The 13,145-nt window shown below is 66.7% G+C and carries 9 protein-coding genes; 5 read left to right on the forward strand and 4 right to left on the reverse strand.

What is annotated here, in order from left to right:
- The coding region (locus ACH5AO_RS35695) for a hypothetical protein (RefSeq protein WP_398932102.1) at positions 1-737 on the forward strand (737 nt) is incomplete at its 5' end.
- A 321-nt stretch (positions 738-1,058) separates the two neighbouring features.
- Here ACH5AO_RS35695 and ACH5AO_RS35700 read toward each other — a convergent pair.
- The 4 genes from ACH5AO_RS35700 to ACH5AO_RS35715 form a co-directional block, all read right to left on the reverse strand.
- Positions 1,059-4,013 carry a BTAD domain-containing putative transcriptional regulator gene (locus tag ACH5AO_RS35700; protein ID WP_398932104.1) on the reverse strand — a complete coding sequence of 985 codons (2,955 nt, stop codon included), beginning with the start codon at positions 4,011-4,013 and terminating at the stop codon, positions 1,059-1,061.
- Between the two features lie 311 nt (positions 4,014-4,324).
- Positions 4,325-5,113, reverse strand: a complete 789-nt coding sequence (locus ACH5AO_RS35705; RefSeq protein WP_398932105.1) for a maleylpyruvate isomerase N-terminal domain-containing protein — start codon at positions 5,111-5,113, stop codon at positions 4,325-4,327.
- Between the two features lie 617 nt (positions 5,114-5,730).
- Positions 5,731-6,798: an MBL fold metallo-hydrolase gene (locus ACH5AO_RS35710; protein ID WP_398932107.1), complete on the reverse strand. Its 1,068-nt coding sequence runs from the start codon at positions 6,796-6,798 to the stop codon at positions 5,731-5,733.
- Positions 6,799-6,812: 14 nt separating this feature from the next.
- The gene (locus tag ACH5AO_RS35715) at positions 6,813-7,916 is read right to left on the reverse strand and encodes an NAD(P)-dependent alcohol dehydrogenase (protein ID WP_398932109.1); all 1,104 of its coding nucleotides are present in this window, start codon (positions 7,914-7,916) and stop codon (positions 6,813-6,815) included.
- Between the two features lie 273 nt (positions 7,917-8,189).
- Between ACH5AO_RS35715 and ACH5AO_RS35720 the strand changes: the two genes are divergently transcribed.
- The 4 genes from ACH5AO_RS35720 to ACH5AO_RS35735 all read left to right on the forward strand — a co-directional run bounded on the left by ACH5AO_RS35720 (position 8,190) and on the right by ACH5AO_RS35735 (position 13,075).
- On the forward strand, positions 8,190-8,720 hold the full coding sequence (locus tag ACH5AO_RS35720) for a MarR family winged helix-turn-helix transcriptional regulator (RefSeq protein WP_398932111.1): 531 nt from the start codon (positions 8,190-8,192) through the stop codon (positions 8,718-8,720).
- Between the two features lie 402 nt (positions 8,721-9,122).
- Entirely contained in the window at positions 9,123-10,085 is a 963-nt protein-coding gene (locus tag ACH5AO_RS35725; protein ID WP_398932113.1) for an ion transporter, read from the forward strand.
- 873 nt (positions 10,086-10,958) lie between these two features.
- Positions 10,959-11,996 (forward strand): NAD-dependent epimerase/dehydratase family protein, encoded by a 1,038-nt coding sequence (locus tag ACH5AO_RS35730; protein WP_398932115.1) that lies wholly within the window; start codon positions 10,959-10,961, stop codon positions 11,994-11,996.
- 215 nt (positions 11,997-12,211) lie between these two features.
- Positions 12,212-13,075 (forward strand): UbiA prenyltransferase family protein, encoded by an 864-nt coding sequence (locus ACH5AO_RS35735; protein WP_398932117.1) that lies wholly within the window; start codon positions 12,212-12,214, stop codon positions 13,073-13,075.
- Positions 13,076-13,145 lie beyond the last annotated feature (70 nt).

Below are 13,145 nucleotides of genomic sequence, written 5' to 3' on the forward strand. Positions count from 1 at the left end.
TGGACGCACCCAACACGGACAAGTCACGATCGACACCACAGCCCGTCCCGGCCTCCCAGGCACCACGGCAATCGCTCCCGCACGAGCGCTCGGAATCCCTGGAGCCGGAGAAGGAGAAACACAACCGGACCACGGGGGTTCCGGACACGGGGACAAGGGAAGCCAGGAACTCGGCGCAGGCAGATCCTGGACAGAGGGCGGAACACCGTGTCACCACTCGTGAGCAACCGTCCGATCTCATCGATCCGGTCTCTTCCGCTCCCGAGCACACCCAGGTCGTCGAAGACCTCGTGCGAACAGACACCCGCGAGGCTTCGACGACCGGAGAAGCAGCATCGGACAACGCCCCTTCCGCGGTGCACAGCACCGACGAACTCCTGGCAGACATCGAGGACAAGTTCCGCCCCGCTGTACGGCGTTGGAACGGCCCCTTCGTCACCGAGGTGGAGAGACTCACCCGCATCCTGCGCGTAGCGGGGTCGCGATCGCTGGTTTTCGGAATCACGCCGGACGACCCGATCTGGGCGGTCAACGACGGGGGCTCCATCGTCTGGCGCGCCAAGGACACCATGGTGCTGCCGGCTCCGCAGGAGGCCGTCGGCCCAGTGGCCTCCATCGACATCCACCGAGACGGCTATCTGATCGGGCCCGCGGCATCCGCGGTGCAGAAGGGCGCGGTCGGGTTCTGCGACCTGAATCTGGGCACCGATCCTTACAAGATCCTCGGCGGCCGATGACGTGATGTGACGTTTGCGCGGGAGGAGCGGGCCTTGTCCGCGACGACCGCGCCCGGCCGGGTGCGGGGCCGGCCGGGCGGCAGGAACCGGCGTGCTTCGCCGGCTCCAGCCCTTGGGTTCCGGCGCCGCGCGCTTCGTCGGCCGGGAAGCGGTGGCCGACCTCCGGATCCTCACGGTGCGCGTCGAACAGCGCGTCCGCACGCTGTGCCGCTCCGGCCGGCTCCTTCACGAGCGGGCAGGTCTTCGCCCGGCAGATGCGCTGACGCGCCTGGTCAATGATCCTCTTGGGGCGTACCCCGGCCCCTTCTTGGTTTTCTCGCTTTACATCGTTCCTCGGTTCGACAAGCGAGCGGGCATGACTTCTTTCATTTTGAGGTTGAGGGACTGAATGAGGGACTTCGCCATATCTTCCTCGGACCCCTCCAGGAAATCGAGCGCCATCCTCCAGGCCCCGTAGGCCGCATTACTGTTCCCACTGCTTGAATACACGTCACCCAGCTGACCCAGGGATACGGCAGCGAAAAGATCACTGCCAAGACCTTGGAAGAGATCGATCGCATTTTTGTAGGCGGTAGTCGCCTCCCCGTAGTGACCCATCTTCTGATGTGCCGTCCCCAGGCAGTCCCAGCTGTGAGCCAGACCGTATCGATCGCTGGCCTGGGACCATAGAGGGATGGCGCGCATACATATTTCAACCGCTTGTTCGAAGTCACCGAGCTGTATGTACTCGTTGCCGGTGTTGTTGAGTATCGTGGCCACAAATGCCGGATTTTCTTTTTCCGTGAAAAATCCTAGTGCTATTTTATAGTTTTCAATTGCTTCCGTATGCCTGCCGAGGGCGCCCGCACTGATTCCGAGCGAGACATGGCATTGGCCCTCGAAATCACGTTCTCCGATCTCTCGGAACTCGATCATCGCCGCTTGCGCGTACGACTGTGCCAACTCGTGCTCGCCGCGCGTACTGTGCGCCTTTGACAAACTATGGCGTGCCAGAGCTCGCATCCAGGCGTCATTGAGGTTCTCCGCTGCGGTCAGCGCGAGGAGCTGAGTTCGGATCCACGCGTGCCAGCGCCCCGAAAATTGAAGATAGGTTTCCATTGCACGGGCCAGGTGCCAGACTTCGGAATACATGCCGAAACGCATCGCACTGTCAATTATTTCAAGGAGTACGGAATGTTCGGCAGTGCTCCATTTGAAAGCGTCCGCGTAGGCGTCGAACTTTTCCACGATGACACCTGGCGACGGAGGGGGGACGTCGACCTGAGGCCGGTTCGGGTTCAGCATCTTTGCGGCGGCATGCGCATTGACGGCATAGAAGTTGATCAGACGAGAGCGTGCGGCATGATGGGATTCGGACGCATCCGTCACGGAGACCAGCTCATTTGCGTATGCCAGTAGCAGGTCATGTGCGGCAAATGTGCCGGGCGACACCTCTTCGAGGAGTGCGGCTTCACAGAGTTCTGTCAGAAGTCGGCGTGCTTCTCGGGCACCGATGTCGGCCAGGCTGGCGACCGACGCGACCGTCATCTGCGATCCTGGATGCAGTGCCAGAAGCCGGAACAGCCGTGCTGCCGGATCGTTGAGGGAAGCATAGGACCAGGAGAATACATTTCTTATGTCAAGTGCGGGATCTTGATTTCCGAAGCCGTCAAGATTTCCTGCGGATTCCCGAAGCTCCTGCACAATTTCAGCGAGCAGAAAATTCGGCCGTGCGGCTGCCCGAGCGGCCACTATGGCGATCGCGAGTGGCAGCTGGGCACAACACGCGATGATGTCCAGGGCCGCGCCCCGCTCCGTCTGCAAGCGCTGAGGACCCAGTCGCTGCTCGAGCATGTCGAGGGCATCCTCGACAGGAAGGACTTCAAGGTGAATCAGATGAGCGCCTTCGCCGGCTATCAGGCCGGTCAGCTGCACACGACTCGTGACAATGATGAGAGTTGACTGTCCCCCGGCCAGCAACGGACGAACCTGCTGTGCGTCACGTGCGTTGTCCAGCACGATGAGCATCCGGCGATCGGCAAGAATGCCGCGGTACATGGCTGCTTGCGCATCGGGATGCGCCGGCATTTTTTGCGGAGTGACTCCCATGGATTCCAGAAGAATGCGAACCGCTTCGGTGGCCGACTTGGGCTGTCCATCGGCACTGAACCCTCGCAGATCGAGGTAGATGTGGCCGTCCGGAAATATTTTCGCTACTCGATGAGCCCAGTGGATCGCGAAGCTGGTCTTACCGACGCCCGCAGTTCCTGTGACGAGACCGATAGTGGGCCCAGCTCGGTCATCGACCCTGGTGGCAAGGTTGACTGCGTCCTGAAGCTGTGCCTGGCGTCCTGCGAAAACAGGCAGCCCTGGAGGGAGCTGGTCCTGTGGAACAAAAAGGTCTGTTGCGACTGCCGGAGCTTCTGGCGTCGAATTTTTGCCGGTCTGCTCGTAGTGCTTGAGCTCTGGAAGAGCGAGGAGAGGACTTTCCGACAGCAGTTGGCTGTGTATCTCTCGCAGTTGAGGACCGGGCTCGACTCCCAGTTCGTTCACCAGCACGTGCCGAGCATCCTGATAAACGCTCAATGCCTCGGCCTGGCGCCCGCATCGGTACAGTGCGAGCATAAGCAGGGCCCGCAATTGCTCACGTAGCGGATACTCTGCGCAAAGGGCTGTCAGTTCAGCAACCACATCCGTATGCCGGCCCAGCCGGAGGTTGAGTTCGAGACGCTCCTCCAGGATACTCATACGCCGCTCCGCGAGGCGCATGCTCTCCTTGTGCGCAAAGGGGCCGGGCACGCCCTCGAGGGGCGAACCCTGCCAAGCATCAAGCGCAGATGTGAATGCCTCCACCGCTGCGGAATGATTCCCCTCCTGAACCAGTCGGCGCCCTTCGGAGACCATGGCTTCGAAGTCCGTCATGTCGAGGGAGTGACTTCCGGCCATCAGAATCGCATAACCCCCCGCAGTGGAGGTGATGAATTGCGCCTCGCGACCGGCGGGAAGGCTGGGGTCCACAACACGGCGCAACCGGGATATATAGGTGCGCAGAGTAGGGACCGCAGCGAGCGGAGGGTTGTCTCCCCATACGGCGTGGATGAGCTGATCGATCGAGACCGATCGTCCCTCCCGCATGAGGAGGACTGCCAGTACCGCCCTCTGCTGCGGCGATCCGAGATCGACCTCTTTCCCGCCGCACCAAGCCCGGACAGGACCCAGCACGGAGAACCGGAGCTCTGCCCCGCTTTGGTTGATCGCCAACTGCTCGGTACTGGTTCTTTTCCGGCTGTGGGACATCGGCGCCGATCGCCTTTCATCTTGCCAGGTACATATGGATGCGTACGAATTGTCCCTGTACTGTAATTATGTACGGATCGATCGGGTACTGCTTAAAATTACCGACTCCGATCCCGCTCGATCGAGCACGTCGGCTTGTAACGCCTTGTGTCGTCGCACATGCGGGTCGGTCAGCATAGTACAAGGTTGTACATCTTGCAGGTGATTCCTAAATTTTTCGGACTTCGCACTGACATGCGGTAAAAAAAATAAGGACAGTCTTGCGTGTCAGTGAATACTTGTCCCTCTGAGCGCCGGGCGACGTGTCCGGGTCAGGTGGCGACCTTCCGGAGAAGGGTCAGCCGAGCGACCGCGGGGGCGGACGATCCGAACACCTCCCGGGGTTCGGGACCGCGTCCCGCGAGGCTGTCGAGCGCCTCCCCCACCGGTCCGGACAGTTCGGCACCCTCCTGCGGCGACGCGACTGTCACCCTGATGCTGTCGTCGGCGTGCGTGATTTCGTAACAGCCGTCCGGGCTCCCGTCGAGGGCTACGGTCGTGCGCGCACACCGGCCCTCCCAGCCCGCCGGAGCCGCCGCCGCGAGCAGCCCGTACATCGTGGCGACCCGCAGCTCACCGGCCGGGTACACGGGTTCCGGCCCCGTGCACAGGACGATGTCCCTCTCATGCATCCACGCGTCCCAGAAGGTGTGCGCCGAGGACACCGACCAGTGCAGTGCCCGCCGCAACTGCCCCTTCACGATCTCCGGCGGATTCGCCCCCGCCTTGTGCTCCAGCAGGCGTGCCTCCTGGTCGATCAACAGCCTCAGCTCGTCCAGGGTCTCCTCGGGGCTCTGTCCCGCCGAGGCGGCGAGCCACGTGGCGGGCGAGGTCGCGGGGTCGAAGGGGCCTCCCACCGGGAACGGGGCCGGCGGACCGCCCAGGCGCGCGACGTGGAGGGAGACCACGTCCCTGACATGGCGTACGACATCGTGCACCGACCACAGGGTGCACCGGGTGGGCGCGCGCCAGAACGACGCGTCCCAGGAGGACACCGTCGTCAGGAAACGGCGGCGCTGTGACCGGAAGGCCTCGACGATCGCGAAAGGGCCGCCCGTCATCCCTTCCCTCTCGTCCAGCACGGCAGGTGATTCGATGTGTCCGACGATGACCGGACTCCTTTCAGAAGAGGTGACTCCCGCCCACAGGCACAGTCCGTCCGGTGCGGCGGGCGGCCCTGCCGGGATCACCCGCGGCGGTCGCCTGCGTCCGAGCGCGGCATGGCGCTGTGCGGCAGTCGGCTCCGGGGCTCCCTGGCAAACAACTCATCGGCGTCGCGATCTGGACGGATGGGGCATCAGTAACCACGAGGTCCCGGTCATCCGGGTTCAGTGAGCCTTTCCCGGTGTGGCGCGGCCGGTACCTCCCGACGGGCGGGCCGCGCCGACGTCCGCGTCCGGCGGACGTCCCGGGGGACGGCGGTCCCCGACGGGGCGCCGGCCGTGCCGGATCATGGGCGTCGGGTCCGGCGGCCGTCCGTCCCGGACCGCGGGGTGACCCTCACCGTCGTCTTCTGCGCGGGCCTGCGCGGAAGCCGCCGGCCCGCGGGCCGGGCATGACGGTTGCCCTCCTGGGCAGGGGGTGGATCCTCCCCTTGGATCATTGCCGTGGGGCGAGGGCCGCCCCGGAGTGCCGCGCTCGGCACGGCCGGGGCACAGGGCTGGTCCGTACATGGGGATCAGACGATGTACCAGGGCCCGCCGTCACCGCGCGTCTGGTATCCGTGGTGGGTCCGCTCGAGGCGGGAGGACTCCATGACGGTGTAGGCGTGGTACTTGGTGAACTGGGTCGCGCCGGCGAGCCGTTCGGGCCAGGTCCGGCCGTCGGACGTGGACTTGGTGAGCGCCTTCTCGGTGATGTAGTTCGCCATGGAGTTGATCCAGTTCTCCGAGGCGGTCAGCACATGCCCCCGGCCGCTGCCGCCGAGGAAGCCGCCCAGGACCTCCTTGGTGCTCAGCTCCCTGAGCGCCTCGTCGGTGAATGTCCGCAGGTCGTGCCAGTACTCACGCGCGGCCTCCACGTCCTCGCGGGTGCCCCAGCGCCAGCTGTGGCCGCCGACGTACGCCTTGAAGTCGTAGGCGAGGATGTCGTCGTGGGCCTGGAAGTACCCGCTGATGTTCTCCGAGGCGTCGGCGTGCATGAAGGCCACCGATCCGGGACTGACGATGTCGATCTTGGTGAGCACCTTCTGTTCCGGCGCGTAGATGTAGATGTTGCCCGGGGTGTGGTCGAATCCCTTGTAGGACAGTTCGAGTCTGGCGCCGTTGACCTCGAGCGTCTCGTCAGTGGAGAACGTCTCGGTGGGCGCCGGGCGGTACGGGTCGGGGAAACGGGTCAGAAGCTCACGGGTCATCTCGTGCCCGATGATCTTGACGTTCGGTCCGAAGGCCTTCGCTCCGCCGATGTGGTCGCTGTGCCAGTGGCTGTAGATCAGGTGGGTGACCGGTTCGTCGGTGACCGACTCGACCGCGGCCACCATGTTCTCGCCGAGCGCGGGCGGAGCGTCGATCGCGACGACGCCGTTGCCCGTCAGCATGAAGGCGGCGTCGTAGCCGCTGGGGCTGCCGACCCAGTAGAACCCGTCGCCGTCACCCAGCTTCTCGACGTGGTAACCCTTCTCGTAGAAGGCCGGGTCGTCGAGATGCCCGGGCAGGAAGTGCTGCGGGGCCTCGATGTTCTCCGAGGGCTCGGACTTCGGGAAACCCCACTTCCGCGCGGCGTAGAAGTCTCCGTACGTGCTGGCCATGGCATTGCTCCTTCTCAGTCGTCGATGTCCGTCATGCGAAGGACCGGTTTGATGACGTCTCCGCGCGCCGCGTCGGCAAACGCGGTGTTGATGTCGTCGAAGTCGTAGAAGCGGACCAGCCGGTCGAACGGGAACCGTCCGGACCGGTACAGCTGAATGAGTTTCGGGATGAACAGGCGGGGGTTCGAATCGCCCTGGACGATGCCGCGTACCGACATCCCGAGCCCGAGCTTGGCGGTGGGGATCCTGGCGTCCTCGCTGCCCGCCACGAGGCCGGCCTGCCCCGCTGTTGCCAGGGCGTCGACAGCGTGGTCGATCATGTCGGCGCGGCCGGTGGTGTCGAGGGCGTACGCGACCCCCCGGCCGGTGATGCGTTTGATCTCCTCGGCCACGTGCGTCCGGCGGGCGTCGATGACGTGCGTGGCGCCCAGTTCCGCGGCGAGCGCGAGCCGCTGTGGATTCACGTCCACGGCGATGACGGTCGCCGCGCCCGACAGATGCGCGGCCATGAGTGCGCCGAACCCGACGGCTCCGACGCCGATGACCGCCACGGAGGAACCCGCGGGAACGGCGAAGGAGTTCAGTACGGCGCCGGCTCCGGTCTGCAGGCCGCAGCCGAGTGGTCCGAGCATGTCCAGCGGGACGTCGTCGGGGACCTTGACGGCGTTGCGCTGTGTGGCGAGCGCGTACGTGGCGAACGAGGACTGGCCGAAGAAGTGCCCGTGGATCCCGCCGCCGTCGGTGCGGCGGATTCCCCGGGTTCCGTCGAGCCGCGCACCGGCGAAGTTCGCGGCGAACGCGCTGTCGCAGAACGCGGGATGCCCGCTCAGGCACTGCTCGCAGTGGCCGCACGCCTGGAACGACAGGACGACGTGATCCCCGGGTCGCAGTTCCGTGACGGACGGGCCGATCCGCTCGACCACGCCCGCTCCCTCGTGACCCGGCACGAGGGGGAGCGGGGCGGGGATGCGCTGGTTCCACACATGGGAATCGGTCTGGCAGATGCCCGTGGCGACCACTCTGACCAGAACCTCGTCGCCGACCGGTTCCTCGAGTTCGAGGTCCTCGATCACAAGAGGTTCCGACCGGGCTCGCGCGACTGCTGCTCGGATGCGCATAAGAGGTCCTTCCCATCGGCACGGGGCGGTCGTTCCCCGGCGGTTCGGTGCGCAGGGCGCGCCGGCGGTCCGGCGCGTCAGCGCGAAGAAGCGGCGAACGCAGCTCCCCGCAGACGGCCCACGACACTCGCAGCCGCCGTCCATCACTTCAAGCGTTGAGCAAAAGGTATCCGCAATAACTTCAAGCTTCAAGAGATCTGGGAGAAGTAAAAGTTTTAGCTTGAAGCGACTTCGGGGGGTCGATCACTTTCGGGTTGAAGTTACAATGGCGGCATGGACAGTGCACCGGAGCCGCGTTGGCTCAACGCCGAGGAGCAGCAGACCTGGCTCGCGGTCGTGTACTTGCTCGCCCGGCTGCCTTCGGCGCTGGACGCGCAGACGCAGCGTGATTCCGGGATCAGTCTGTTCGAGTACCAGGTCCTCTCCGGACTTTCCATGGCTCCCCGGTACAGCCTGCGGATGAGCGACCTGGCCGAGTACACCACCAGCAGCCTGTCGCGGCTGTCCAACGTCGCCTCACGGCTCGAGCGGCGCGGGTGGCTGTGCCGAACGGCCGACCCCTCCGACGGCCGCTCCACTCGGGTCGTCCTCACCGAAGCCGGTCTGGAGAAGGTCGTCGCCGCCGCTCCCGGGCACGTCGAGGAGGTGCGCCGTCTGCTCTTCGATCCCCTCACCAAGGCGCAGCAGGGCCGGCTCAACCAGATCTGCCGACGCGTCCTGCGCGCCATCGATCCCGACGAGCAGCGGGTGGACGACCCCTTCAAGGCCATCGGGCGCGCAGCGACCGCACAGCAGCCGGAGTGACGAAGGGGTTCGGTGCGCCGGGGCGCTCCTTGCCCCGGCGCCCTGCTGCCGGGCGTCCGGCCCTCGTCCCCTCATGTGCCGGTGAACGGCGGTCTCGTGCCCGGCCCCCGGGACCGGGCCGGGAGGGAACTCGCCGGCAACCACGGGAACGCGGGCCGCGCCCGCTGTGGTCCGCGACGGCTCCGGGCGTCTCACCGGTGTGGTGAACCCGCGTGGTCCGCCGCCCGCTTCCCACGGCCGCGGGCGGTGTGACGGCAGGACCCGGCCGGATGCCCCGCCCCCCGGGGCGTTCGCGCATTGATACAGAGGTCTCTTCTGAGAGCATGATCACTCAACGGTCCCGTGTCCGGTCGGCTCGGCCGGGACGGACCGTCGCAGGCACGGAGGAGACAAGGCAGCAGGATGCCGCAGCACCAAGACCACGTGGCCGGATCCGTCGTCCCGTCCGGGCGCGGGCAACTCGCACGCCGCTGCCGTGACATCACGGAGGCCCGCTGGTTCGCCGTCACCGTCTTCGCTCTGATCCTCGTCAACGCCGCACTGCTGGGCCTGGAGACGTACTCCGGAGTCGTCGAGGAGTGGCACCGCTGGCTACGGCTCGCCGAGCACGCCTGTCTGGCCGCGTTCACCGTCGAGGTCCTGCTGCGCGCGGCCGCGCACGCCGACCGTCCACGGGACTTCTGCAAGGAGCCGTGGAACCTCTTCGACCTGGCCGTGATCCTGTGCGCCTTCCTGCCCGTCGTCCGCGAGAACACCACGGTGCTGCGGCTGCTCAGGCTGGCCAGGGTCCTGCGCACCGCCCGCTTCCTGCCCCAGCTGCGCATCGTGCTCGTCGCGGTCGCCCGCAGCCTGCCCGGCACCCTGAGCTTCCTGCTCGTCGGCGCCCTGCTCCTGTACGTGTACGCCATGGTCGGCTGGGTCTTCTTCGGCCACCACGACCCCGAGCACTACGGCTCCATCGGCCGCGCCGTCCTCACCCTCTTCCTCCTGATGATGCTCGACGGCATCGGCGACGCGATCCACGCGGGCCTGGAGATATCCCGGTGGAGTCTCCTCTACTACGCCTCCTACGTCCTGCTCGCCTCCTTCGTCCTCGTCAACGTCCTCATCGGCGTCGTCCTCACCTCCCTCGAGGAGGCCCGGGGCATGGAGGGGGAAGAGGAGGAAACGCCGGCAGCGCGCCGGCCGGCCCCGGACCGGACGGACCAGCAGCACCTGCGCCGGCGTATCGAAGCGGCCCGCAGAGCCCTGGACGACCTGGAACGCGACCTCGCCCCCCGGGCCGGGCCGCTCGCGGGCGGGGAAGGGGAACGGCGCGAAGCACAGAGCCTCAGCCTCACCGCCGTCGACCGCGACGCCCGCTGAGCGGCCTCGTTCATGAACGTCATGGCCGTTGAAGCGCGTCCGGGACGGGATCCGCCCGACGACCCGGACCGGCGAGGCGGTGAGCCGCCGGGCCCGGCACTCCGGCCGGACCCCTGTGTCCGCCCTGTCAACGGCCTGACGGCGGGGAGTGCAGCGGGAGTCCGGCACGGGTGGGACGGCCCCGGGCGGACCGGGTCGTGCGGCAGGTGCCGCGGCCGCGGAAACGTCCGCACCGGGGCTGCCTCACCCACGGGGGCACCCGGCGACGGCACGAGCAAGGACACGCTCTCGCAACGCAAAAAGGAAGCATCCGGCATCAGCGGGAAGGTTCATCTCCAGCGATCGCGTAGGCCCGTTCCAGTCACTTCTTGCGCATCTGACGCAGAGTTTTGCATGCGGCTTTCCCGCTCGCGCCGGCGGCACCGTCGACATCGTTGTCCAAAAAAATAGACAAAAAGGTTAAAACGCTCCTGCGACTGCCGTAGAACCGTCATCCCCGCGTTGCGCGTACGACATCGGCGCGCATGATCGGCGAGGGCCCAACATTGGCCGCATACGTTCCCTGGCGGACCGCCGCGCCACAGTGCTTCTTCACCGGTCGCCTGACTCCGTGTCATCGTTCCGATTGAACGGCCCGTCAGCGCCGACGGATGTCCTGCTCCAGCATTCGCCGCCCTGTCCGCGCGATGCAATGAACGGAATCAACGTGAAACAGCTTTCTCCCGTACCCATGCCTCCGGCTTTAGCATATGCCGGAGGTACATTCCAAAGCGTTCTCGCGGTCGACACGCCGGCACTGCCGCAGTCGTCCCTCTCCATGAGTCACAGCGCACACCACCGTCTCCTCAGCACCACAGGGACGGAGACACCGACATGCTCACCCGCGTAGTGATCACGGGCAGCAGCGGCATGCTCGGCACCGCCCTGGCGCGGCGGCTGGCCGAAAGCGGCTGCGAGGTCGTAGGACTCGACCTGGCGCACCGTGCCGACTCACCCGCCACCCGGCTGGTCACGGGCGACATCCGTGACGTCGCTCTGCTGCGGCAGGTCGTCAAGGGCACCGATCTGGTGGTGCACAGCGCCTCGGCCCTGCCCAGCTATCCCTCGGCCCAGATCGACTCCGTCGTCGTCGAGGGAACGCGCACGGTGCTCGCCGCGGCGGCGAGCGAGAACGTGCCACGCGTCATTCATCTGTCGACGGGTTCCGTGTACGGACTGCCCACCCAGGTACCGACACCGGAGACCCACCCCCGCCGGCCGATCGATCCCTACGGCACGGCGAAGGCCCGGGCGGAGGAGCTGGTGGAGAAGGCCCGCGCCGACGGCATGGTCGTCCCCGTGCTCCGCCCGAAGACGTTCCTGGGTCCGGGACGTCTCGGCATCTTCTCGATGCTCTTCGAATGGGCGGACGAGGGACACCACTTCCCCGTGCTCGGCGACGGCCGCGTACGCAGCCAGATGCTGGACGTCGAGGACCTCATCGATGTCATCCTGCTGGCCGCCGAAGCCCCCGCGGAAGCGGTCAACACGGAATTCAACGTGGGCTCCGCGGAGTTCGGCACCCTGCGGGAGGACTTCCAGACGGTGCTCGACGCCGCCGGACACGGCAAGCGTGTCATCGGACTGCCGATGAGGCCCGCCGTGGCGGCCCTGGAACTGCTCGCCCGGGCCCGTCTCTCCCCCGTGTACATGCGGCTGATCCACAAGCTGCGCATGGACTCCTACATGGACATCACCCGCATGCGCGAGCGGCTCGGCTTCACGCCGCGTCACTCCAACCGTGAGGCCATTCTGCGCAGTTTCGCGTGGTGGCGGTCGCAGCCACGCGGCGGTGGTGCCGCAGCGGGCGGCAGGACCAGCCGCGATGCCTGGGGGCAGGGAGCGCTCAAACTGGCGAAGGCGGTCTTCTGAACCGTTGCGAGACAGGCCCGACAGCATCCGCGCACCTCCCACCCCTCACACCGGTTCCAAGGAGAGTCATGTCCGGCGTCAATTCCGCGGCGTCCCCCCTCCCTTCAGCCCCCGCTCCCGCCTCGTCCGCGCCCACCACCTCCGTCACTCCCCCGGCGCTTGCCGCGCACGGCGGTTCCCCTGTGGCGCGGCCTCCCAGCAGACCCGCACACCGCGTGCTGCGCGTCCCTCGTGCGCTGCTGCACCTGTCACGGCCCTACCAGTGGGCGAAGAACCCGGTTGTCATCGCCCTGCCGGCGGTCATCCTGCACCGGGGCACGGCACAGACGGCGCTCGCCGTGCTGTGGGCCACGGCCCTGTTCACCCTGGCTTCGATAGCCGTCTACGTGCTCAACGACATCCTCGACCGGGAGCGCGACCGCCTCAACCCCTCCAAGAGCCACCGTCCGCTGGCCTCCGGTGAATTATCCCCGGGCGCGGCCTGGACCTACCTGGCCGCGGTCTGCGCCGCCCTCGCGGCAGGCGTCACCCTGGCCTCCCTGGAACGGGCCTGGCCGGTGCTGGTGTACCTGGCGCTCAACCTGGCCTACAGCTACCGGCTCAAGCACATATCGCTCGTCGACGCCTTCGTGGTCGCCGTGGGCTTCGTCCTGCGCGCCGTCCAGGGCTACCTGGCGCTGGGCGCCGAACCGTCGTCCTGGTTGCTGCTGACCGTACTGACCGGCTGTCTGCTGCTCGCGCTCGGCAAGCGCCGCAGGGAACTCCTCGACGTCGGCGGGGAGCACCGGCCCGCCCTCGCCGGGTACTCGGTGCAGTTCATCGACTACCTCACCCTGATCAGCGCCACCTTGTCCGCGGTGACCCTCGGGATCCACCTGACGGCCACCCCCGACGAGAGCCCCGAAGCCACGGCTCTCGTCTTCCTGACGCTGGGCACCTCGGTGTTCGCGGTCTTCCGCTATCTGCAGTTGCTGCTCGTGGGCGGCGGCGGCGCCGACCCGGTGCGCACACTGTTCCGAGACCGGCTGATGGTCGGCTGCGGCATCGTGTGGACCGGCGTCTTCACGCTGCTCTCCTGAGGCCCGCACGACGCCCCAGCGCGCCGCCCCCCGCCCCCACGCCCGCCGGCGCCGCAGCCCCGACCGCTCC

Source organism: Streptomyces sp. NPDC018964, assembly GCF_044390325.1.
Classification (GTDB): domain Bacteria; phylum Actinomycetota; class Actinomycetes; order Streptomycetales; family Streptomycetaceae; genus Streptomyces.